This is a genomic window from Streptomyces sp. NPDC046203 (assembly GCF_040646255.1).
Classification (GTDB): Bacteria; Actinomycetota; Actinomycetes; order Streptomycetales; family Streptomycetaceae; genus Streptomyces.
Genome location: NZ_JBEYZX010000039.1, coordinates 1 through 21,550 on the forward strand (window position 1 = coordinate 1; position 21,550 = coordinate 21,550).

Sequence of the window (21,550 nt, forward strand, 5' to 3'; positions counted from 1 at the left end):
GCCGGCCGCATGCCGGGTGCCGCTCCCGGACACGTGGCGCGGCGCGTTCACGGCGGGCGCGTACCGCCCGGCGGACGGACTGCGGCCGGCACTCGCCGACGTGGGCCCCGGCTGGACGGCGCTCCAGCTCAGCGGCGGGCACGACCGTTCCGCCGTCCTCGTCCGGGCCGGCGAGAAGACCCCCCGGACGCTGCTGCGCTTCACCGACCCGGTCGAACACCAGCTGCTCGCCGCCGACTTCGACGGACGGCGGTGGGCCGCGTTCGCCGTCCTGGAGGGGCGCACGCTGGACAGCCCGTGGAGTCTGTACGTGTGGGACGCGGCCACCGGGCGGACGCGCCGGCTGGCCCACGCCGACCGGCCGGGCCCGCTGCCCCGTCCCGTCGTCCACGACGGCATGGTGGTGTGGGCCCAGGGCGGTGACGCCGGGAAGGCCGCCGTCCTCGCCGCTCCGGCGGGCGGCGGGCACGCGCGCGTATGGCACACGGGAGTGGTCGACACGCCGTTCACGGCGGGCGGTCTGCTGGTGTGGCGCGAAGCGGTCGGTGGCGGGACCCGGCTCGCCGCCGCCTCCCTGGCCGACGGGCACCCCGCGCGGCTGCCCGCGCCGATCGCCGCGCTGCGCGACATCCGTACCCCGGTCTCCGACGGGACCACCTGGGCGTGGGTGGCGGGCGAGAGCGATCCCCGGCTGATGGTGTGGCGTACGGGTAAGGCGCGGCCGTCGGCGGTCGTGACCGGCCGGCCCGCCGCCGAGGGCATGGACCAGCTGCGGATCGCCGGACGGCTGATCGTCTGGCGCACCCCCGAGACCTCGTACGCGCTGGACCCCGCCGTGGGCGCGTACACGGAGATCACTCCCGCGTACGGGTACGCGGCGGCCTCCGGCGGCGCCCTGGCCCTCGCGTACAGCCCCGGCGATGCGAAGAAGACGGGCGCGCGGACGGTGATCCAGGTGGTCGACGCGGACCGGCTGCCCCGGCTGCCGGGCTGTGGCTGATGTCCGTCGCCGAGGTTTGCGGGCCGGGCGGGCGCGTCAGATTTCCAGCATGTCCACTCATGTGTCCGAAGAGGTGCGGGAGGCGCTGTACGAGGGGCGTCCCGTCGTCGCGCTCGAGTCGACGATCATCGCCCATGGCCTGCCGCGCCCGCGCAATCTGGCCGTGGCCCGTGAACTGGAGCAGTTGGTACGGGACGGCGGAGCCGTGCCCGCCACCGTCGCGGTGCTCGACGGCACCGCCCGGATCGGCCTGGACGAGGCGGCCCTGACCCGGATCGCCGAGGATCCGGGGGTACGCAAGCTCGGCCACCGCGATCTGGCCCCGGCGCTCGCGGCCGGGGCGACGGGCGCGACGACGGTCTCGGCCACCGCCCGGCTCGCCGACTCCGCGGGCCTGCGGGTCTTCGCGACCGGCGGACTCGGCGGCGTACACCGGGAGTGGACGCTCACCCAGGACGAGTCCGCGGACCTGCGGCTGCTCGCCCAGGTCGGGATCACGGTGGTGTGCGCGGGCGTGAAGTCGATCCTCGACGTGCCCGCGACGCTCCAGCGCCTGGAGACGCTGGGGGTGACCGTCGTCGGCTACGGCACGGACCGCTTCCCGGGCTTCTATCTGTCCTCCTCCGGCGAGCCCGTGGACTGGACGGTCCACTCCCCCGAGGAGGTGGCGCGGGTGATGCGGGCGCGGGACGAGCTGGGCGGGCCGAGGTCCGCGCTGGTCGTCGGCCGTCCGGTGGAGACCGACCGGCAGCTCGATCCGGCGCTGCACGACCGGGTGCTGGCCGAAGGGCTCGCGGAGGCCCGGGACAAGGGGGTGACGGGGCAGGCGGTGACACCGTTCCTCCTCGCGTTCCTGACGACCCGCACCGAGGGGGCGTCCCTGGAGGCCAACCTGGCGGCGGTCCGGGGCAATGTCGCGCTCGCGGCGCGGATCGCGGCGGCCGACCGCGCCGCGCGGTGACCGGGCCCGGCGGTACGGCGGGTGCGGCGGGTGCGGCGGGCGGACCCGGTGACGCGGCAGGCGGAACCGGCGGTACGGCGAACGGGGGCGGCGGTGCGGTGAGCGGGCCAGGGCCAGAGCCAGGCGGTACGACGAGCGGGACCGACCGTACGGGGGCCGGGCCCGGCGCGCTCCTGGTCGTCGGGGACGTCGTCACGGACATCGTCGCCCGGCACCGTACGCCGCTCGCGCCCGCGACGGACACGGCGGCCTCGATCCGGACGCTGCCCGGTGGCGCGGGGGCGAACGTGGCCTGCTGGGCGGCGTGTTCGGGCTGCCGGGACGTACGGCTCCTGGCCCGGGTCGGCGAGGACGCGGTGGACTGGCACGACCGGGTGCTGCGTGAGGCGGGTGTACGGCCGCGGCTCGTACGGGATCCCGGGGCGCCGACGGCGTCGGTGATCGCGCTGGTCGGCGCGGACGCGGAGCGCACGTTCCTGACGGACAGCGGGGCGGCGCTGCGGCTGGCGCCGGAGGACTGGTCGGCGGAGCTGCTCGCCGGGGTCGCCCGTGTCCACCTGTCGGGTTATCTGTTCTTCGCCGAGACGAGTCGGGTGACGGCGGGACGGGTGCTGCGGGACGCCCAGGCGGCCGGCCTGCCGGTGAGCGTGGACCCCGCCTCCGCCGGGTTCCTCGCCGAACTGGGCACGGAGGCGTTCCTCGCGGCGGTCGACGGCGTCGAGTGTCTGCTGCCCAACGCTGACGAGGCCCGGCTGCTGACCGGATGTACGGACCCGGGCGAGGCGGCCGCGGCGCTCAGCCGTCGTGTCCCGCTGGTCGCGGTCACCCTGGGGTCCGGGGGCGCGGTGCTCGCGGCGCGGGGACGGGTGACGGCCCGAATGCCGGCGCCGCCCGCGCGTCCGGTGGACTCCACGGGCGCGGGCGACGCCTTCACCGGCGCGTTCCTGGCCGCGCGGCTCGCGGGCGCGGACCCGGCCGACGCCGCCGCGGCGGGCTGCCGGGCGGGTGCGCGGGCGGTGACACGGGTGGGCGGCCGGCCGTAGGCGGGAGGTCCCGTAGGCGGGAGGTCGTGAAAGCCGGCTCACGCCCCCCTTCCTCGCGGCTCACGCCTCCCGGAAGCCGGTCCAGGCCGGGCGGCGGGGATCGTCGGCGCGGACGACGGCGTCGGCGACACCGGCGGGGTCGACCTCCCGCTCGTACCGCGCGAAGGCGGGCAGCGTCCACGGCTGCTCGGTGCGGCGGGCGAGCGCGCCCGGCGACAGGCTCAGATGGACCTTCAGGTCGAAGGGGAACCAGTGGCCGAGCAGGAACGGGCCGTGCAGGACCAGGACTCCGCCGGGTGCCAGCGGTACGGCGGGGCTACGGGTGGCGCGGTCCGTGGCCGGGTTCCAGAGGTCGGGCAGCACCCGGCCGCCGCCGCCCGGCTCCAGCGGGCCGAACACCTCCCGCCACAGCGCGCCGGTGTCGAACCAGTCGGTGTAGTAGGCGTCCGGATCCCGTTTGCCGTGTTCGAAACGGAGCGACGCCGGCCGCAGAAAGCCTCCGGTGCCGACGACCAGTACGGATCGCCCGCGCAGCCGCAGCGCCTCGCCGATCCGTTCGGCGAACTCCGCCCCGGGCGCGGCCGGCGGGCCGTCGACGCCCACCTTGAGCCAGTCGCCGCCGTCCCCGGGCCCGGCCCGGTCGACGCGGTCGGCGACGGCGTCGGCCAGGCGCTCCCAGGTGATCGCTTCGAGTCGCATCCGTCCCGCGCCGCCCCTCCTGCCCGGTTCTCCGGTCTCCGGTCCTCCGGTCTCCGGTCCTTTCCATCCTGCCGCATGGTGCCCGGGACTTGACCTTGTCACTGACGGCAGGGTTCGACCATCGGCGCATGAACACGGAAACACAGCAGCGGAGCGACGGCACGGGGCGGACCGAGCAGACTGAGCAGACCAAGCAGACCAAGCAGACCGAGCGGACCGAGGCGGCCGGACGGGTCGTCGTGGTCACCGGGGCCGGCACCGGCATCGGCCGCGCCACCGCGCGGGCCTTCGCCCGGCAGGGGGCGACCGTCGTCGCCGTGGGCCGCAGGCCCGGCCCCCTGGAGGAGACGGCGAGCGGCTTCCCGGGAATCCGCCCCCTGGTCGCCGACATCACCGCCCCGGGGGCACCCGAGCACATCGTGGCCACCGCCGTGGACACCTACGGACGGCTCGACGTCCTGGTCAACAACGCCGCCATCGCGGACGGCGGCCCGCTCGAATCGACGACCCGGCAGACGATCGACGCGCTCCTAGCGACCAATCTCACCGCTCCGATCCTGCTCACCCAGGCCGCGCTGACGGCGCTGACGGCCTCCGGCGGCACGGTCGTCAATGTCACGACGGCGATCGGGCAGCGCGGCTGGCCGAACTCCTCGGTGTATCCGGCGACGAAGAGCGCCCTGGAGACGCTGACCCGCTGCTGGGCGGTGGAGTTCGCGGCGCGCGGGGTGCGAGTGACGGCGGTGGCGCCCGGGGCGGTGGACACCCCGATCGGCGAGCACCGGGGGCTGACGCCCGAGCGGCAGGAGGCGATCCGCGCCTGGCAGATCGGGAACACCCCGATGCGGCGGATCGGCCGCCCGGAGGAGGTGGCGTGGGCGATCACCATGCTGGCCTCGCCGGACGCCGGGTTCGTCACGGGCGTGGTGCTGTCGGTCGACGGGGGCGCCCTGGTGGCGTGAAGGCCTGACGTCATGCCGGGGCGGGCGTGGTAGGAAGGCGCGGGGAGGTGGGGGCCTTGCGCATCGGTGAACTGGCCCGCCGGACGGGGACGACGGCGCGGGCACTGCGCCATTACGAGCAGGCGGGGCTGATCGCGTCGGAACGCGCGGCCAACGGCTACCGGGTGTACGACGAGGGCGCGGTGGTCCGGGTCTCCAACATCCGGCATCTGCTGGGCGTGGGACTGACGCTGGAGGATGTCGCGGCGTTCGCGTCCTGCCTGGACGGGCGGATGCCCGCCCGTACCCCGTCCGCCCAGGGTCTGGCCATCGCCCGGGAACGTCTCGCGGTGCTCGACGCCCGGATCGCGGCGCAGACGGAGGCCCGGAACCGGCTCGCCGCCGCCCTGGCCGCCCAGTCCGCCCTTTCACCCCGGTCCGCCCAGCCCACCGAGTCCGCCCTCCCCGCCGAGGCGGGTGCCGACAGCCGGGGCACCACCGGCCAAGACACCGCCCTTCAGCCGGCTTTGCCCGACGCGCACGCGGGCGCGGGCTCGTCCACCGACAGCGGTGCGCCCTTGGGCAGCAGATAGGTCACATAGAGCACGACGGGCACGGTGCCGAGATTGCGCCCGGTGTGGACCCGGTGCGCGCCGGCGGGCTCGATGAAGGAGTCGCCCGCTCTCGACACCTCCACCGAGCAGTCGGCCAGGGTCCGGGTGAGGGCGCCGGACTGGACGACGGCGATCAGCTGGCCGTCGTGGTGGTGCCAGCCGGTGGTGCCGCCCGGGGCGACGGTGATGGTCCGGAAGACGACGTCGGTGTCGCCCTTCGGCGGCTTGACCGGGAGGGTGCCGTGCGAGGTGCCGTGGGCGAGCTCGGTGGCGCCGACACCGCTGCCGGGGGTGGCGCCCGCCGCGGACGGGACGACCGCCACCGCGGCGACGGCGGCCGCCACGACGAGTACCTTGCGCAGCCGCCCGCCCTTGCCGTTCCCCGATCCCGCGCCGGCCGCGTCGCCCGTGCCCAGACCCATGGTTCTCCTCCGAACTCGTCTGCGCGGCCGTCCGGTTCGCGACCGTCGGAGCCGTCACGCTACCCGGAAGAGGGAAGGAGCGGGCACACGTTCGATCAGATGGACCCGCCGGCCCGGGCGGATTCCTGAAGCACGGCACGACCGGACTCGACCGCCTCCGCCAGGGTCGTCTCGCCGGCGGCGAGGGCCCGGCAGGTCTCCGTGTCCGTCCGCAGCAGCACCTCCGCGTCGGCCGCCGGCCCGTCCCCGTACTCCGTCGCGGCGCCGTCCCGTACGCGCGCGTGGAACTCGCCTTCGTCCAGGGCCACCTGGACCACCTTCGCCCCCAGCCCCTCCAGCACGCCGAGCAGCGGGATCGCGAACCAGTGCGCGCGGACGGCGTCGGTCGGCCGGGGCGCGTCGAGGGCGGGCGCGCCCCAGGCGGCGAGGGCGCGCAGTACGGGCAACAGCGAACGGCCGCGCGCGGTCAGCTCGTACACGAAGGCCGAGGCGGGCGGCGGCAGCCGGCGGCGCGTCACCAGGTCGCCGCTCTCCATGTCCTTGAGCCGCCCGGCGAGGATGTCGGTGCTCACCCCGGGCAGATCGGCGTGCAGGTCGGTGTAGCGGCGCGGCCCGGCGAGGAGTTCGCGGACGATCAGCAGCGTCCACCGGTCGCCGACGGCGTCGAGGGCGCGGGCTGCGGCGCAGTACTGGTCATAGCTTCGGCGGCGTGGCATGCGACGCAGTGTAGACGCGTTGTTGGACTTTCCAAGCGTCGACTTGGTAAAACCAAGCATCAACACTTCTGGGGAGGTCGGCACATGGAGTTCCGGCAGTCGAGCAAGCTCAGCGAGGTCTGCTACGAGATCCGCGGCCCGGTCATCGAGCACGCGGACGCCTTGGAGGAGGCGGGCCACAGCGTCCTGCGGCTCAACACCGGCAACCCCGCGCTCTTCGGCTTCGAGGCACCCGAGGAGATCGTCCAGGACATGATCCGGATGCTGCCCAAGGCGCACGGCTACACCGACTCCCGGGGCATCCTGTCCGCCCGCCGCGCCGTCGCCCAGCACTACGAGTCGATGGGCCTCTCGAACATCCGCCTCGACGACGTCTACCTCGGCAACGGCGTCTCCGAACTCGTCTCGATGGCCGTCCAGGCCCTCCTGGAGGACGGCGACGAAGTCCTGATCCCGGCCCCCGACTTCCCCCTGTGGACGGCCGTCACGACGCTGGCAGGCGGCAAGGCCGTGCACTACCTGTGCGACGAGTCGTCCGACTGGTACCCCGACCTCGACGACATGGCGTCGAAGATCACCGCCCGGACCCGCGCGATCGTCGTCATCAACCCCAACAACCCCACGGGCGCGGTGTATCCGAAGGAGGTCCTGGAGGGCATCCTCGACCTCGCCCGCCGCCACCATCTGATGGTCCTCGCCGACGAGATCTACGACCGGATCGTGTACGACGACGCCGTCCACCACCCGCTCGCCTCGCTCGCCCCCGACCTCGTCGTCCTCACCTTCGGCGGCCTGTCCAAGACCTACCGGGTGGCCGGCTTCCGCTCCGGCTGGCTCGTCGTCACCGGTCCCCGGGAACACGCCCGGAACTATCTGGAGGGCCTGACCATGCTGGCCTCCATGCGGCTGTGCCCCAACGCCCCGGCCCAGTACGCCATCCAGGCCGCGCTCGGCGGACGCCAGTCGATCGACGAGCTGACCGCACCGGGCGGCCGGCTGCGCGAACAGCGCGACCGCGCCTGGGAGAAGCTCAACGAGATCCCCGGCGTCTCCTGCGTCAAGCCGAAGGGAGCGCTCTACGCCTTCCCGCGCCTCGACCCGGCCGTCCACCGGATCCACGACGACGAGAAGTTCGTCCTCGACCTGCTGCTGCGCGAGAAGATCCAGGTCGTCCAGGGCACCGGCTTCAACTGGCCGCGTCCCGACCACTTCCGCATCCTCACCCTGCCGTACGCGGACGACCTGGACGCCGCGATCAGCCGCATCGGCCGCTTCCTCGGCGGGTACCGCCAGTAGCCCGGCCGGGGCCGCGCCCCGCGTACGCCGGACGGCAAGCCGGGTCGCGCGTCGTCCCGCGTACGTCGTCCCGTACGTCGTCCCGCGCGCCGTTCGGTGCGCGGGGCGTGCGCGGTGGGGCGCGGGCGGGGACGCGGGATGCCGGCGGCACGGCGCGGGTAGGACACAGGCATGGATCTCGTCGCGCCCGTCGTCGTCGAACCGCTCCGGCGCCGCCGCTGCGCGGAATGCCATCAGGGCCCGGTGGAGCGGATGATCGTGGAGTTCAACCAGGTCATCTGCCTGGACTGCGCCGACCTCGGCCATCTCGTCTTTCTGCGCCGGGGCGACACCGCGCTCACCCGGCGGGCCCGCGAGGGCAGCACGCTGTGGGCGGTGGTGGTCCGGCACAATCGGCGCCGCACCCGGTACGAGCGTCAGGGCCTGCTCGTGGAGGAGGAGGCGCTGGCCCGGGCGGAGGCGGCATGCCTCGCGGACACCGAGGCGCGGGCGCGGCGCCGGGCCCGGCGGGACACGGAGATCACGGCCGCCTTGGCGGCGGAGATCCTGCGGCTGTATCCGGGCTGTCCGGCCGAACGGGCCGATGCCATCGCGGCGCACGCGGCGGCGAAGGGCAGTGGCCGGGTGGGGCGCAAGGCCGCCGGGCGGGCCCTGGACCGGGACGCCGTGCTCGCCGCGGTGCGGGCCGCCGTACGCCATGTCGACACCGACTACGACGCACTGCTGATGACCGGGCTGCCCCGAGGCCGGGCTCGGGCGAGCGTCGCGCCCGCCATCGAGACGGTGCTGCGGAGCTGGCGCGCCGGCTGAGGCGGCCGAGGTGCGTACCGCACCCGTACGGCCGTACGACTCGGGTGCGGTACGGCCGTCGTGCGACGGGGCCGGGCGTTCCCACGGGCGCGGGCCCGTACGAACGCGCGGCGGGATCAGGTCCGGTCGGCGGCGGCGCGGCGGGACCTGCGGTACATCATCGCGCCGCCGAGCAGCAGCGCGATGCTCGTGGGGGCCGCGAAGCCGACGGGGCCCGCGCCGGTGTGGGCGAGCGCGGGCGGTCCGGCCTGCGGGGCCGGTGCGGGCTCGACAGCGGGGTGCGGGGTCTGCGGCTCGACGCCCGGCGGGGTGGTCACGGGCGGGTGAGTGACCGGAGGGTGGACGACAGGGGGGTGGACGACAGGCGGGTGGATGACCGGCGGCTCGTCGCACTCCTCCTCGGACCGGTTGACCGAGGTGGTGCCGAAGGCGGGGTTGCCGATGCCGACGACATTGATCGAGTCGCCGCTGACGTTGACGGGGACGTCGACCGGCACCTGGATCCCGTTGCCGGACAGGACACCCGGGGAGCCCTGGGCGACGGCCTCGGCGGACGCGCCGCCGCCATTGCCCGAACCGCACCTGGACGGGCCGCCGTTCGCCTCCTCGCCGCCGTAGCCGGACTCGCCGTATCCGGAGCCGCCGTAGCCGTTGCCCTCCCGCGAGCCGTGGTCGGAGGAGGAACCGGTGCGCGGGGTGCCGGGCAGATCCTTGTGGGTGCGGCCCCGGCCCGGGCCCGCCTGCTCCTGGCCCTGGTTCTGGACCTGGACATGGTCCTGGACATGGTCCTGGCCGACCTGCTCCTGGCTCTGGCCGGCCTGCTGCCGGTCCTGACCCTGGACCTGGACCTGGCCCTGGCCGACGGCCTCGTGGTCGGCGGCGCTGCGGCCCGCGACACCGGCGCCGCGCCCGCCGGGCGCCGCCGGAGTGGCCGCCCCGTTGACGCACGTGGTGCCGAACGCCGGGTTGAGCGCTCCGACGACGTCGACCGTGTCCCCGCAGGCGTTCACCTGGAGGTTCACCGGCACCTGGATGGTGTTGCCGGAGGCGACCCCGGGCGAACCGACAGCGGCGCCCTGCGCGCCGGCGTCCGCGAACGCGGCGCCCGCCGAGAGCGCGAGCGCGCCACCGGTGACCAACAGAGTGGCCAGACCACTTCGGCGAATCTGCCTCATGGCTTCCTGCCTTCCGAATCTCTTCACGGGCACTCGCCCGCACCGGAAACAACGCTTTCCGGCGGTTCACGGATCCGATGACCGGTTTGTTTCACTCCCATGGGGGAGTGTGAGGCGGCAGGCTTACGCCCGGTGTCCGCCGCCGCGAGTGGGATACCGTGAACGGGGAAGTGGCCGATGGGGCCCGCGAGTCCACACGATTCGAGGGGACCCGAAGAGGCCCGAGAGGGACGAGGTGACGGTGATACGGGAGCGCCTGCGGGTGCCGGTCGGACCGGACGCGGCACGCTGGCGGACCCGGGAGCCCCGGCGCACGGTGCTCTTCGTCGTCCACAACGTCACCTCGGCGACCCGTCTGCTCGACGTACTGCCGCTCTTCGACGACGCCCCGGACATCCAGCAGTTGGCCACCTGCACCGGTTCCTCGCCCTTCCTGGCGGGCGTCGACGAACTGCTCGAAGCCGCCGGACTCCCGGTCGTGCCCTGGGAGCAGGCGAAGGAACTGGCCTCGGCCGGAACCGTCGACCTCGCCGTCACCGCCAGCTACGGCGGCGAACTCCAGGCATTTCAAGGCAAATTGGCCGTCCTCTCGCACGGCATTGGATACAATAAGAGGCTTGCTACACCGGACACCGGACACCGGACACCGGACACCGGACACCGGACACCGGACACCGGACACCGGACACCGGACACCGGACACCGGATGCCAAAGGGCCTTGGGGCCGAGGCTGGGACCGAGGCCGGGGCCGGGAAAAGCAGCGCGCCCGTCTTCGGCATGGCCCCCGAATGGCTTCTCCACCAGGGCGAACCCCTCGCCTCCGCGACCGTCCTGTCCCATCCCGAACAGCTCGACCGGCTGCGCCTGTCCTGCCCGGAGGCCGCCGACACCGCCGTCCTCGCCGGTGACCCGTGCTTCGACCGGCTGCTCGACCTGCGCCGCCGGCGCCCCGCGCTGCGCCGGGCGTTCGGCGCGGGCGACGGGCGCCGGCTCGTCGTCCTGAACTCCACCTGGGGCCGGGCCTCACTGGCCGGATCGGCCGGCTTCGCCGGGCTCCTCAGGGAGCTGACCGAGACGCTGCCGCTGGACGAGTACCGGCTGTGCGCCGTCCTGCACCCCAACATCTGGTATGGGCACGGGCCCGGCCAGGTCCGTTCCTGGCTGCGCCGGGCCGAGGCATCCGGCGTCCTCCTGGTCGACCCGCTGGAGCACTGGCGGCAGGCGATCGCGGCGGCCGACTGCGTCATCGGCGACCACGGCTCCGTCACCTACTACGCCGCCGCGCTCCATCTGCCCGTCCTGCTCGGCACCTTCCCGCACGACGCGCTCGACCCGGCGTCACCGGTCGCCGCGCTCGGCCGGGCCGCCCCGCGGCTGTGCCCCGGGGTGCCGCTGCGCGAGCAGATCGACGCGGTGATCGACGGTCATATGCCAGGCCGGTACGACCGGTTCGCCGCGCAGGCGAGTTCGGACCCCGGCGCGTCGGCGACGCTGCTGCGGAAGCTGTTCCACTCCCTGCTCGGCCTCCCCGTCCCGGCGGGCGCGGCGCCGACGCCGCCCCTGCCCGTCCCGGAGAACCTCGCCGTGCGGCGTCCGTCCGTACCGGTCCGGGTCCTCACCACGGTCCGGTACTCCCCCGGCGAACCGCCCGAGATCGCCGTCGCCCGCTTCGCCGACCCTTCCGTCGAGCCGGACGACCTCCCCGGCGCCGGTGCCGGTGCCGACTCCGACTCCGACTCCGAGCCGGACGCCCACACCGTGGCCTGCGACGACACCACCGACAGCGGGCGGCTCCCGCTCGCGGACGTGGTCACCTGCCGCCCCCGGCCCGGTGAACCGCCGGGCCCGCGCGCCGCCGAACTGCTCGCCCGGTACCCGTACGCCGCGCTCGCCGCCGTACCGGACGGCCCGGGCCGGTGTCTGGTCCGGGACCGGGAGGGAGCGGGCCTCCTGCTGTCCTCGCTCCCCCGCCCGGACGGCTTCCCCGACCCCTGCGACCCGTCCGTCCACGCCTCGGCCGCCTACGCCTGGTACACGAGCGGCCGCCCGCTCGCGGCCCTCGCCGACACGGGCACGATCACGGTGACGACGGGCTCGATCCGCCATCGGGTGGCGGTGATGAAGGAGAGTTAGAGATCACCCGACCGGAGCCGCCTGACAAGCCGCCAGTCTGCCTGAGCCCTCATGCGAACGGTGGTGTGCCGATCCGCTTCTCGAACCAGTGGTGGGCATACGGCTCGTCGTTGAAGGCGGCGACCTCCTGGAAGCCGCTGGAGTGGTAGAGACCGATCGCCGCGGTGAGCGCCTTGTTGGTGTCCAGGCGGAGTACCTCGCAGCCTTGCCGGGCGGCTTGAGTCTCCAGCTCGGTCAGGAACCGGCGGCCGAGACCGAGGCCCCGGGTGCGGGGCGCGACCCACATGCGTTTGATCTCGGCCGGGGCACCGGAAGGCAGCTTCAGGCCGGCACAGCCGACGGGCTCTCCGTGCAGCCGGGCGACCAGGAACAGGCCGCGCGGTGGCCGGAGTTCGCCCGCGTCGGGCAGCAGGCTCCGCGCGGGGTCGAAGCCGGTCTCGAAGCGTGCCTGGATCTCGGCGAAGTACGACCGCAGGCAGTGCTGGGCGTCGGGGTGGTCCGGGTCGACCGCGTCCAGTGTGACCGTCGCTGCGGTCAGCAACCGTTCGACCTCGGCCATGGCGGCGGTCAGCCGGGCGCGCTGGGCCGTGTTGAGCGGCTCCAGGAGAGAGCCGGCCAGCTCGTCGCTGCGGCCGTCGAGCACCGCGCGCTCGGCGCGGCCCGCATCGGTGAGCCGGACGGTGCGCACCCGCCTGTCCCGGGGCTGCGGCTCCACCGTCACCAGGCCGTCGGCTTCCAGGGAGCGCAGCAGCCGGCTGACGTACCCGGAGTCGAGCGCGAGGTGCTCGCGCAGTTGCCGCACGTCCCGACCCTCCTCACCGATCTCCCAGAGCAGCCGGGCTTCACCGATGGGCCGGTCGCGGCCCAGGTAGCGGTCGTGGAGCACGCCCACCCGTTCGGTGACGGTGCGGTTGAACTGCCGCACCTGGTCGATCTGCGCCATGTCCATTCTCTGACTTTAGTCAGAGAACCATGTGCGGGGCCAGAGGCTTCAGCCTTCACCGGGACGCCGACAGACGTTCGAGAAGACGGCACGAGAACTCGTCGTCCCGGGCCGGCTCCTCCCAGAGGATGCCCCGCAGCGCGGAATCCGCGTCCTCACCCGAGGGAACCACCGGGTCGGCCTGGAACCAGGCCACCGTGAGGAGGGAGCCCTCTCGCCACACCTTTCACAGGGCGTCCCGTTCGGCGCGCAGGGCCGCGGCCTGCGGGGCGCCGAGGGCTTCGTAGCGTTCGACGGCCTCGGTCAGGAAACGCGCCCGCTCCGCCGGGTCGGTGGCGGCCCGGGCCCGCAGGGCGGCGAGGGCGGCCTCCTGGACCGGGGCCTTGCCGAGGGCCATGCGGGCGGCCGCCTCGGCGAGGAGCGGGGCGGCGCGGCCGGGGTCGCCCTCGGCGAGGGCCGCCTCGCCCCGGCTGGTCAGGACTCTCGCCTCGTTGTACGGGTCGGCGGGGGACAGCCCGGCCATGAGCCGCGCGGCCTCCTCCAGGGTGGTGTCGGCCTCGGCGTGCCGGCCCTGGCCGGACAGGGCGCGGCCGAGGTGGTGGGCGAGCAGGGCCTGGGCGCGCGGGTCGTCGGTGAGTCGCCGGGCGGCGCGGAAGGCGTCGGCGGCCTCGGCGGGCCGGCCCTGGGCGAGCCGTACGAGACCGAGGGACTCGACCGCCGTGGCCTCGCCCGTACGGAATCCGGCGGCCCGGTCGGCCTCGGCGGCGGCCGTGAAGGCTTCTTCGGCCTCGTCGTGGCGGCCGAGGCCGAGGAAGGCGAACCCGAGCTGGGCGCGCATCCGGCCCTCGGCCCCGGGCGGGGCGGCGCAGCGGGCGACGGCCTCGGTGCCGAGCCGGTGGGTGGCGATCCAGTCCTGGTGGAAGCCCTGCCGGAGGAACAGGCTCCACAGCGCTTCGCACAGCTGCCAGGTGAGGTCGTCGAGTCCATAGGTGTCGGCGGTGCGTACGGCCTCCACCAGGTTCTCGCGCTCGGCGAGCTGCCAGTCGATCGCGGCGTCCGGGGAGGGCGGGCCGGCCGGCAGCCGGTCGTAGACGGGGCCGACGTGCCAGCGGCCGGGCATGATCGCGGCGTCCGCGGCGGCGGCCGTCGCGAGATGGTGGCGCAGCAGCCGGCCGACGGCGGCCGCGGCCCGGCCGGGGCCGTCGGTGTCCAGGGCGCGGCGCTCCGCGTGGGCGCGCAGCAGGTCGTGGTGGCGGTAGCGGCCCGGTGCGTACTCCTCGACGAGGTGCAGGGAGTCCAGTTCGTCGAGGAGGGCGGCGGCGCGCTCGGCCGGGACGTCGAGGAGCGCGGCGGCGGCCGGGGCGGTGAGTCCGGACCAGGGCCGCAGTCCGCCGAGGCGGTAGAGGCGGGCGGCGTCGGGGGTGAGGTCGGCGTAGGAGGCGTCGGCGGTCGCGGCGACCGGGTCGGGGTGCCGTTCGGCGCCGCCGGGTCCGCCGTGACCGGGTGCCGGGGGCGTGGCCATGTCGTCCTCCAGCTGCTGCCAGGTGAGGTGGGTGCGGACGGCGAGGCGTTCGCCGGCCACGCAGAGGGCGAGCGGGAGGCCGCCGCAGCGGCGGGCGACCGCCGCTGCCGAGGCCCGGGCGGAGGCGTCGGCGGCGCGGCCGGAGAGCCGGGTGAGGAGCAGGGCGGAGTCCTCGGGGCCGAGCGGGGTGAGGGCGATGCGGTGGGCGCCGACGGCGCGCGTCAGGCCGTCGAGCCGGCGGCGGCTGGTGACGAGGGTCAGCGAGCCGGGGCCGGTGGGCAGCAGCGGGAGGACCTGGGCGGCCGAGTGCGCGTTGTCCAGGACGGTGAGGAGGCGGCGGTCGGCGGTGAGGGTGCGGAACCAGTCGGCCTGTTCCTGTTCGTCGGCCGGTACGTACGGCGGGGCGACGCCGAGCGCGCGCAGGAAGCGGACCAGGACGGTCGAGGGCGCCACGGCGGTGGCGGTGGCGTCGCCGCGCAGGTCGGCGTGGAGCTGGCCGCCGTCGTACCGCTCCCGCAGGCGGCCGGCGAAGTGGAGCGCGGTGGCGGACTTGCCGATGCCGCCGGTGCCGGTGAGGAGGACCACGCGGGGTGCCGGGTCGTCGTCCTCGTGTTCCAGCAGGGCGGTGAGCCGGTCGAGTTCGGCGCGCCGGTCGGTGAAGTGGCGGGCCGGCGGCGGCAGCAGCCGGGGCGCCGGGCTGCCGGGGAGGATCGCGGGGACCACGGCGGCCATGGTCAGGGTGTCGATCCGCCCCGCCTGGACGACGGGACCGTGGACGGTGCCGCCGATCTCGTTGCGCACCACGGGCTCGGGGCTCATGGGCGGGGGCCGCCGGTCTGCCGCACCTCGCCGATGGTGCCGGTCTGGATGAACAGGCCGTGGTTGCTGCCGCCGCTGATGGTGTTGTGCACGACGAGGGCGGGCTGCGGCGGGGTGTCCGGCTCCCCCGTCAGTTCGTCGAGGATCGCGCGCAGGTCGGCGGCCGATTCGGGGTCGGCGAGCAGGCTGCGGCGCATCCGGGCGCGCCATTCGACGCGGGCCTCGGCCCTGGCCTCGTCGGCGATCTCGCCGTCACCGCCCTGCTCGGCGCGGACCAGTTCGTCGCGGGCGGCGTCCAGTTCGGCACCGACCGCCTGCTCGTCGGCTCCGGAACGGGCGGCGAAGAACCGGGCGATCCGGGTCCGGGCCCGCTCCCAGCCGTCGCCGACCATCTGCTGGACGAGCACGGTCGCCCCCGCCGTTGCCAGTTGTACCAACTCGGCTTCCACCAGGCCCCCTTCAAAGCGTCGCGCGTGCCGCCCAGCCTATCGGTCACCTTCCCAGGAGGGCGGTGATCACGCCCACCGGGTCGGCGTCGGGCGTGCCGCGCGGCCACCAGTCCTCGCGGCCGGCGTCCGACTCGTAGCCGTACCAGAGGCCGTCGCGGCCGAGGCGGAGCTGGAGGGACCGGTCGGACAGCCGGTTGCGCGCGGGGCGGAAGGCGGGCAGGTCGGCGGCGATCAAGGCGGGCCTGGCCCGGTCGAACGGCCCGGCGGGCGGGTCCCAGGGCTCTTCCAGTACGGCGAGACCGGCGGCCCCGCCCTGGCGCCAGGCGGCGACGGCGCGGGCGAGATCGGTGGGGGTACGGCCCTGGGCCTGGGCGAGGTCCCGGTAGAGGGCGCGGGTGGACGCGGTGAGGCCGGAGCCGGGGTGCGCGGCGGCCAGCCGTACCGCGTCCTGCCAGGGGGTGAGACCGGCGACGGGGTCGCGGCCGGTGACCAGGAGGGTGTGGGCGCGGGCGGCGGCCTCGGTGGCGAGGAGGTCGAGGGCGAGCGGGTCGGGCGCCTCGGGGTCGGCCGGGAAGACGGCGGGGCGGCCCGGGGTCTCGGGGGCGGGCAGCGGCGGCGGGAGGAGCGGCGCGATGGGGCCGCCGACGGGGGCGAGGGCGGTGCGGGCGAGCACGGTGGGCAGGACGGGGGCGGTGTCCGGGCCGTCGGGGCGGCCGGTCCGTCCGGTCGTACCGGTCCGTCCGGCCTGTCCGTCGCGCGCCGCCCGCTCGGCCTGTTCGACGGCGGAGCGGGCCGCGTTGCGGCGGGCCAGGGAGGCGAGGAGTTCCTGTTCGCCCCGGCCGCGCATCAGGAAGAGGACGAAGGGATCCTCGTCGAGGAGCCGGGCGGCCTGGTAGCAGAGGGCGGCGGCGTGCTTGCAGGGGTAGCCGTCGTCGGGGCAGGAGCAGTCGGGGACGAGGTCGCCGGAGGCCGGGAGGAGGCCGGTGACCGCCTCCAGGGCGTGCGGGACGTCCTTGTCCAGGAGGGCGGCGATGTACTCGGGGCGGGCGGCGGCCTCGTCGAGGAAGCGTTCCCAGTCGTCGTCGCCGAGGGTGCGGAGCCGGATCTCGGCGCGGTACGGGCGGGGGCGGCTGCCGTGGACGTAGGCGACGACGCGGCCGGGGGTCACGGTGATCGCGTCGACATGGCCGCTTCGGGCATATGCCTTGCCGCGGGCGAGCCGCGCCGGGTCGAGGGCGGTGTCCTCCAGGGCGTCCACCCAGGCGTTGCCCCACCAGGTGGCGGCGAAGTCCCCGTCGGGGGCACCGTGCGGGGCGAGCTGCGGGAAGGTGCGGCGGCGGTCGTCATGGCGGGACGGAGCGCCGGCGTGGACGGCGGCGCCCTGGCCCGCGCCGGCACGGGAGGCGGATCCGGTACGGGAGGCGAACCCGGTACGGGCGGTGCGGCCGCGGCGGGGCGGGAAGGGGCCCATGGGATCCACGGGGCTCAGGGGACTCACGCGGACCTCCTCAGGGACACCAGATCGGCCAGTTCCCGGTCGGTGAGTTCGGTGAGGGCGGCCTCGCCGGAGCCGAGGACGGCGTCGGCGAGGGCCCGCTTGGCGCGCAGCATCTCGTCGATCCGCTCCTCCACCGTGCCCTCGGTGATCATCCGGTGCACCTGCACCGGCCGGGTCTGCCCGATCCGGTACGCGCGGTCCGTGGCCTGCTCCTCGACGGCCGGGTTCCACCAGCGGTCGAAGTGGACGACATGACCGGCCCGGGTCAGGTTGAGGCCGGTGCCCGCCGCCTTCAGCGACAGCAGGAACACGGGGACCTCGCCGTCCTGGAAACGGTCGACCATCCGCTCGCGCTCGGCGACGGGCGTACCGCCGTGCAGCAGCTGGGCGGCGATGCCGCGCCGGGCCAGATGGCCGGCGAGCAGCCGGGCCATGGACACGTACTGCGTGAAGACGAGGACCGAGCCGTCCTCGGCCAGGATCGTGTCGAGGAGTTCGTCGAGCAGGGCGAGCTTGCCGGAGCGGCCGGACAGCCGGGCGCCGTCGGCGGCCGGTTCCCCGAGGTACTGGGCGGGGTGGTTGCAGATCTGCTTGAGCGAGGTCAGCAGCTTCATGACCAGTCCGCGCCGGGCCATGCCCTCGGCGGCCTCGATCCGCGCCATCGTCTCGCGGACCACCGCCTCGTAGAGGGATGCCTGTTCGCGGGTGAGCGGGACGGGGTGGTCGGACTCGGTCTTCGGCGGCAGTTCGGGGACGATGCCCGGGTCGGACTTGCGGCGGCGCAGCAGGAACGGCCGGACGAGCCGGGCCAGCCGCTCGACCGCCTCCTCGTTCTCCACCTCCTCGCTGTTCTCGACGGCGCGGGCGTGCCGGGCGCGGAAGGCCTTGAGGGGGCCGAGGAGACCGGGGGTGGTCCAGTCGAGGAGCGCCCACAGTTCGGAGAGGTTGTTCTCCACGGGGGTGCCGGTGAGCGCGACCCGGGCGGGGGTCCGCAGGGTGCGCAGCGCCTTGGCGGTCGCCGAGAAGGGGTTCTTGACGTGCTGGGCCTCGTCGGCGACGACCATGCCCCAGTTCCGCTCGGCGAGGAGCGGCGCGCTGGTGCGCAGGGTGCCGTAGGTGGTGAGGACGAAACCGCCGCCGGCCGCCTCGTCGAGGGTGCGGCCGGTGCCGTGGAAGCGCTGTACGGGCACGCCGGGGGCGAAGCGCCGGATCTCCCGCTCCCAGTTGCCGAGGAGCGAGGCCGGACAGACCACGAGGGTGGGGTCGGGGCGGGCGCGGCGCAGGTGCAGGGCGATGAGGGTGACGGTCTTGCCGAGGCCCATGTCGTCGGCGAGGCAGCCGCCGAGGCCGAGGGAGGTCATGAGGTCGAGCCAGGCGAGGCCGCGCAGCTGGTAGTCGCGCAGGGTGGCGTCGAGACCGGGCGGCGCGGTGGCGGTCCCGGGGCCGGAGAGCAGCCGGTCGCGCAGGGTGGCGAGGGCACCCACGGGTACGGCCGGCACGGACTCGCCGTCGACCTCGGCGGATCCGGTCAGCGCGGCGGCGAGCGCGTCCACAGGCTCCAGCAGACCCAGTTCCCGCTTGCGGGCCTTGCGGACGAGATCGGGGTCGACGACCACCCACTGGTCGCGCAGCCGGACGACGGGGCGGTGCGACTCAGCGAGGGCGTCCATCTCGCGCGCGGTGAGCGGGTCGCCGTCGAGGGCGAGCTGCCAGTCGAAACGGAGCAGTTCGGTGCTGTCGAAGAAGGAGGTGCCGTCGGTCGCGGAACCGGGCGCGCCCCGGGCGGGACGGACCACGGCGGAGGCCGTCAGGGAACGGGCGAGGTCACGGGGCCAGTGGAGGGCGACCCCGGCGTCGGCGAGCCGGGCGGCGGCCGGGCCGAGCAGCTCGTACAGCTCCTCCTCGCGCAGGGCCAGCACATCGGGCACGTCCCGTTCGAGGAGGCCGGCGAGAGGCGGCCAGACGCGGGCGGCCCGGCGCAGGGCGAGCACGGCGTCGACCCGGGCGCGGGGCCCGAACCGCTCGTCGCCCTCCCCCGCCCACAGGGCGGAGGCGTCGACGACGAGGGTCGGGTCGGCGAGGCTGTGGATCTGGAGAAGCGCGGCGGCGACGTGCCGGCCCCCGGGTTCCCCGGCCGGGTCGGAGGGCTCGGCGGGATCGGCCTGATCGGAGGACTCGGCCGGGTCGAAGGGCTCGGCCGGGTCGAAGGGCTCGGGTGTCTCGGCCGGGTCGGAGGGCTCGGGTGTCTCGGCCGGGTCGGAGGCGTCGAAGAGTTCGAAGGCGGACAGATCGAGACGGAGCGAGATCCGTACGCCCGCGTCCATGCCGGCGGCGGCCTCGGCGGCCCAGCCCCGCGCGCGGGGCAGCCGCTGCGGCTCCCGCGCGGCGAACGGGGCACCCGCCGCGTGCGGCGCGGCGGGCGTACGGGGCAGGGTGTCGGCGACCGCGTCCAGGAAGGCCCGTACCAGCGCCTCGGGCTCGGGCAGCCGGAGCGGGCCCCGGCCGGACACGGGCGTGGCGTGGGCCTCGTACGGCATGGCGGCGGCGATCGCCCGCAGGTGGGCGATGTCGTCGGCGTCGAGCGGACCGGCCCGCCAGGCGTCGTGGTCGTCCGCGGTGAGACCGGGCAGCAGCCGTCCCCGGGCGATCAGGTGCAGCGCGTGCAGGGTGGCGGCGCCCCAGCAGGCGGTGGCGGGATGCGCGGCCGGCTGGTGACAGGCGGCGGCCAGCGCGGGCAGGGCGTCGGCGACGGGCAGCAGCAGGGCGGGCACGGTACGGCCGCGCGCGCTGGTGCCGTGCCGCCGTACCACGGTCAGCTCGGCGGACTCGGCGACGGCGGGCAGCGCCGGTGCGCCGCCCGGGGCGCCCGGCAGCGGGCCGCCGTCGGGGGTCCACAGGGCGATCCGGCCCTCGCGGGGCAGGACGGCGGGCAGGAAGACGGCCGCGACGTTCCCGGGGATGCTCCAGGCACGTGTGGTGGGGGACACGGCGACTCACCTCCTGGTCCGCGACGGGTTCCGGCCGGACGGCCGGCTCCCGGCCTCATCTGCTTCCGGTTCCGATTCCGACCTTACGGGTGGGGTCTGACAACCGGTTCCCCCACCCGTCCCCCGGGCGGCCCAGCAGCGGGTGACACGCCGATCGGGGCGGGGGAGGGTGGCGGCAACGGGCACCGGACGCGGCGCGCCCGGCACCCGTATGCCCCGGCACCCGTACGCCCGGACCAGGCGCGACCCGGCCGCCCCTGCTCCAGCCGCCCTCGGTCCGGCCGTCCCGGCCCGGCCCGACCCGACCCGACCCGCTCCCTCGACCCTGACCCGACCCTGACCTCACAGACGAGGATGTCCGCCATGTCCGTTCACCGGCGTCTCACGATCGCCACCGGGGCCGTCCTGCTCTCGTTCGCCGTCTCGGGCTGCTCGGGCCTCGGCCGCAGCATGGTCGGCACGGTCTCGTACGAGACCGCGCACGACATCGAGGTGACGGTGACCAGCCCCGTGGTGCGCGGCTGCCACCTGCTGTCACCCGGGGGCGCGACCCGGGTCCAGAACGCGACGCTCGTGGACATGCGGCTGTTCCGGACCCGTGACTGCCGGGGCCCGAACATCTACGTGGCGACCCGGACCTCCGACCAGATCGCGCCGGGCACCCTGCCCTGGCGCAGTTACAGCGTCGTGCACTGACCTGACCCCGGCACGGACCGGGGCCCGCTCCCCGCAGCCCCGCAGCCCCGCCGCCCCGCCGCTCAGCGCGGACGGGCGGCCAGCCAGGTGCCGTCCTCGGTCAGATAGCTCTCGAAGGCCAGCCCGGCCGCCTCCAGATGCCCCGCCAGGGCCTCGTGGGTCAGCGGCCGCGACAGGAAGGTCTGGGTCCAGCGGGCGTCCGGGAAGACGTACTCGGCGCGAACCGAGTTCACGCCCTCCTCCACCGGCTCCGCCGACATGATCCGTACGGTGTACCCGGCCGGGTCGTGGCGCTCGCGCGGGAGATCCACGTGCCAGTCGGCGCCCTCGCGCTGGATCAGGACCCGTCCGTCGTCCTTGACATGGCGGCGGCAGGTCGCGAGGAGCGCCCGCCGGGTCTCCGCGTCGGCTGTGTGCACCAGGAACGAGCCGAGCACGACCGCGTCGAACCTGCGGGGCAGATCCAGGTCCTCGATGGAGCTGAGCACGGTCTCGACGCCCGGGGCGCGCTCGCCGACCGCCTCCAGCATCTCGGCGGACTCGTCCACGGCCGTCACGGCGAACCCCCGCTCGGCCAGCGGCGCGGTCACCCGGCCGGCTCCGCTGCCCAGTTCGAGCAGGGTCGCACCGGCCGGCACGGCGGACCCGATGACCTCCGGTTCGGTGCCGGGGCCCAGCCGCCGGTACAGGTCGACGGCACAGCCGTCCGGGGTGATCGCGCCGGGCCCGGTGCCCGTGTGTCCGGGCCGGACGCGCCCGTTGGTCCCGTCTTCGCTCATGTCTCTCGCGTCCTCTCGTCGTCGGCCCGCCGGTCGGCGGACGCCT

Annotated in this window: 19 protein-coding genes and 1 pseudogene; 9 read left to right on the plus strand and 11 right to left on the minus strand. The window is 75.2% G+C overall.

Features of this window, described 5'->3' with window-relative positions; translation table 11 throughout:
• The 3 genes from ABZ990_RS23815 to ABZ990_RS23825 form a co-directional block, all read left to right on the plus strand.
• A partial coding sequence (locus ABZ990_RS23815; protein ID WP_361235022.1) for a hypothetical protein occupies positions 1 to 1,000 on the plus strand: 1,000 nt, incomplete at its 5' end.
• A gap of 49 nt (positions 1,001 to 1,049) precedes the next feature.
• Positions 1,050 to 1,961 carry a pseudouridine-5'-phosphate glycosidase gene (locus tag ABZ990_RS23820; RefSeq protein ID WP_361235025.1) on the plus strand — a complete coding sequence of 304 codons (912 nt, stop codon included), beginning with the start codon at positions 1,050 to 1,052 and terminating at the stop codon, positions 1,959 to 1,961.
• A gap of 173 nt (positions 1,962 to 2,134) precedes the next feature.
• A complete protein-coding gene (locus ABZ990_RS23825) occupies positions 2,135 to 3,004 on the plus strand; it encodes a PfkB family carbohydrate kinase (RefSeq protein WP_361235149.1) in 870 nt (289 codons plus the stop codon).
• A 60-nt stretch (positions 3,005 to 3,064) separates the two neighbouring features.
• Here ABZ990_RS23825 and ABZ990_RS23830 read toward each other — a convergent pair whose 3' ends face one another.
• Positions 3,065 to 3,703: a uridine kinase gene (locus ABZ990_RS23830; protein ID WP_361235028.1), complete on the minus strand. Its 639-nt coding sequence runs from the start codon at positions 3,701 to 3,703 to the stop codon at positions 3,065 to 3,067.
• Between the two features lie 128 nt (positions 3,704 to 3,831).
• On the opposite strand from ABZ990_RS23830, the gene ABZ990_RS23835 reads away from it, so the two are divergent.
• Positions 3,832 to 4,665, plus strand: coding sequence for an SDR family oxidoreductase (locus ABZ990_RS23835; RefSeq protein WP_361235031.1), 834 nt, complete (start codon positions 3,832 to 3,834; stop codon positions 4,663 to 4,665).
• A 56-nt stretch (positions 4,666 to 4,721) separates the two neighbouring features.
• Positions 4,722 to 5,060, plus strand: a pseudogene (locus ABZ990_RS23840) (MerR family transcriptional regulator); the annotation flags it as partial.
• A gap of 101 nt (positions 5,061 to 5,161) precedes the next feature.
• On the opposite strand, the gene ABZ990_RS23845 reads toward ABZ990_RS23840, so the two are convergent.
• Complete coding sequence (locus tag ABZ990_RS23845) at positions 5,162 to 5,680, minus strand: cupin domain-containing protein (RefSeq protein WP_361235034.1); 519 nt, start codon at positions 5,678 to 5,680, stop codon at positions 5,162 to 5,164.
• Between the two features lie 95 nt (positions 5,681 to 5,775).
• Positions 5,776 to 6,396: a helix-turn-helix domain-containing protein gene (locus ABZ990_RS23850; RefSeq protein WP_361235037.1), complete on the minus strand. Its 621-nt coding sequence runs from the start codon at positions 6,394 to 6,396 to the stop codon at positions 5,776 to 5,778.
• An 84-nt stretch (positions 6,397 to 6,480) separates the two neighbouring features.
• On the opposite strand from ABZ990_RS23850, the gene ABZ990_RS23855 reads away from it, so the two are divergent.
• The gene (locus tag ABZ990_RS23855) at positions 6,481 to 7,692 is read left to right on the plus strand and encodes a pyridoxal phosphate-dependent aminotransferase (protein WP_361235040.1); all 1,212 of its coding nucleotides are present in this window, start codon (positions 6,481 to 6,483) and stop codon (positions 7,690 to 7,692) included.
• A 171-nt stretch (positions 7,693 to 7,863) separates the two neighbouring features.
• Positions 7,864 to 8,502 carry a DUF2293 domain-containing protein gene (locus tag ABZ990_RS23860; protein WP_361235043.1) on the plus strand — a complete coding sequence of 213 codons (639 nt, stop codon included), beginning with the start codon at positions 7,864 to 7,866 and terminating at the stop codon, positions 8,500 to 8,502.
• A 116-nt stretch (positions 8,503 to 8,618) separates the two neighbouring features.
• Here the strand turns inward: ABZ990_RS23860 and ABZ990_RS23865 are convergent, their stop codons facing one another.
• On the minus strand, positions 8,619 to 9,677 hold the full coding sequence (locus tag ABZ990_RS23865; protein WP_361235046.1) for a chaplin: 1,059 nt from the start codon (positions 9,675 to 9,677) through the stop codon (positions 8,619 to 8,621).
• 235 nt (positions 9,678 to 9,912) lie between these two features.
• Here ABZ990_RS23865 and ABZ990_RS23870 point away from each other — a divergent pair, with 235 nt between their 5' ends.
• Positions 9,913 to 11,811, plus strand: a complete 1,899-nt coding sequence (locus tag ABZ990_RS23870; RefSeq protein ID WP_361235049.1) for a hypothetical protein — start codon at positions 9,913 to 9,915, stop codon at positions 11,809 to 11,811.
• A 49-nt stretch (positions 11,812 to 11,860) separates the two neighbouring features.
• Here ABZ990_RS23870 and ABZ990_RS23875 read toward each other — a convergent pair whose 3' ends face one another.
• From ABZ990_RS23875 to ABZ990_RS23900, 6 genes are read right to left on the minus strand one after another with little or no spacing between them, the layout of a single operon-like run.
• Positions 11,861 to 12,760 (minus strand): helix-turn-helix domain-containing GNAT family N-acetyltransferase, encoded by a 900-nt coding sequence (locus ABZ990_RS23875; protein WP_361235052.1) that lies wholly within the window; start codon positions 12,758 to 12,760, stop codon positions 11,861 to 11,863.
• A gap of 49 nt (positions 12,761 to 12,809) precedes the next feature.
• Complete coding sequence (locus tag ABZ990_RS23880) at positions 12,810 to 12,950, minus strand: hypothetical protein (RefSeq protein ID WP_361235160.1); 141 nt, start codon at positions 12,948 to 12,950, stop codon at positions 12,810 to 12,812.
• Between the two features lie 30 nt (positions 12,951 to 12,980).
• Positions 12,981 to 15,095, minus strand: coding sequence for a tetratricopeptide repeat protein (locus ABZ990_RS23885; RefSeq protein ID WP_361235055.1), 2,115 nt, complete (start codon positions 15,093 to 15,095; stop codon positions 12,981 to 12,983).
• Positions 15,092 to 15,544, minus strand: a complete 453-nt coding sequence (locus tag ABZ990_RS23890; RefSeq protein ID WP_361235058.1) for a hypothetical protein — start codon at positions 15,542 to 15,544, stop codon at positions 15,092 to 15,094. Before ABZ990_RS23890 ends, ABZ990_RS23885 begins: the two co-directional genes overlap by 4 nt.
• 43 nt (positions 15,545 to 15,587) lie before the next feature.
• Positions 15,588 to 17,042: an SWIM zinc finger family protein gene (locus ABZ990_RS23895; protein ID WP_361235061.1), complete on the minus strand. Its 1,455-nt coding sequence runs from the start codon at positions 17,040 to 17,042 to the stop codon at positions 15,588 to 15,590.
• The gene (locus ABZ990_RS23900; RefSeq protein WP_361235151.1) at positions 17,039 to 20,002 is read right to left on the minus strand and encodes a DEAD/DEAH box helicase; all 2,964 of its coding nucleotides are present in this window, start codon (positions 20,000 to 20,002) and stop codon (positions 17,039 to 17,041) included. Before ABZ990_RS23900 ends, ABZ990_RS23895 begins: the two co-directional genes overlap by 4 nt.
• 390 nt (positions 20,003 to 20,392) lie before the next feature.
• Between ABZ990_RS23900 and ABZ990_RS23905 the strand changes: the two genes are divergently transcribed.
• On the plus strand, positions 20,393 to 20,725 hold the full coding sequence (locus ABZ990_RS23905; RefSeq protein WP_361235064.1) for a hypothetical protein: 333 nt from the start codon (positions 20,393 to 20,395) through the stop codon (positions 20,723 to 20,725).
• Between the two features lie 62 nt (positions 20,726 to 20,787).
• On the opposite strand, the gene ABZ990_RS23910 is transcribed toward ABZ990_RS23905, so the two are convergent.
• Entirely contained in the window at positions 20,788 to 21,504 is a 717-nt protein-coding gene (locus ABZ990_RS23910) for a class I SAM-dependent methyltransferase (protein WP_361235067.1), read from the minus strand.
• Positions 21,505 to 21,550: the final 46 nt, after the last annotated feature.

What these genes read in the sequence shown, in the direction of transcription:
- ABZ990_RS23905 (WP_361235064.1), top strand. Translation starts at nt 20,393, where the DNA reads ATGTCCGTTCACCGGCGTCTCACGATCGCCACCGGGGCCGTCCTGCTC.
- ABZ990_RS23830 (WP_361235028.1), bottom strand. Translation starts at nt 3,703, where the DNA reads ATGCGACTCGAAGCGATCACCTGGGAGCGCCTGGCCGACGCCGTCGCC.
- ABZ990_RS23855 (WP_361235040.1), top strand. Translation starts at nt 6,481, where the DNA reads ATGGAGTTCCGGCAGTCGAGCAAGCTCAGCGAGGTCTGCTACGAGATC.
- ABZ990_RS23875 (WP_361235052.1), bottom strand. Translation starts at nt 12,760, where the DNA reads ATGGACATGGCGCAGATCGACCAGGTGCGGCAGTTCAACCGCACCGTC.
- ABZ990_RS23910 (WP_361235067.1), bottom strand. Translation starts at nt 21,504, where the DNA reads ATGAGCGAAGACGGGACCAACGGGCGCGTCCGGCCCGGACACACGGGC.
- ABZ990_RS23860 (WP_361235043.1), top strand. Translation starts at nt 7,864, where the DNA reads ATGGATCTCGTCGCGCCCGTCGTCGTCGAACCGCTCCGGCGCCGCCGC.
- ABZ990_RS23820 (WP_361235025.1), top strand. Translation starts at nt 1,050, where the DNA reads ATGTCCACTCATGTGTCCGAAGAGGTGCGGGAGGCGCTGTACGAGGGG.
- ABZ990_RS23865 (WP_361235046.1), bottom strand. Translation starts at nt 9,677, where the DNA reads ATGAGGCAGATTCGCCGAAGTGGTCTGGCCACTCTGTTGGTCACCGGT.
- ABZ990_RS23845 (WP_361235034.1), bottom strand. Translation starts at nt 5,680, where the DNA reads ATGGGTCTGGGCACGGGCGACGCGGCCGGCGCGGGATCGGGGAACGGC.
- ABZ990_RS23850 (WP_361235037.1), bottom strand. Translation starts at nt 6,396, where the DNA reads ATGCCACGCCGCCGAAGCTATGACCAGTACTGCGCCGCAGCCCGCGCC.
- ABZ990_RS23835 (WP_361235031.1), top strand. Translation starts at nt 3,832, where the DNA reads ATGAACACGGAAACACAGCAGCGGAGCGACGGCACGGGGCGGACCGAG.
- ABZ990_RS23885 (WP_361235055.1), bottom strand. Translation starts at nt 15,095, where the DNA reads ATGAGCCCCGAGCCCGTGGTGCGCAACGAGATCGGCGGCACCGTCCAC.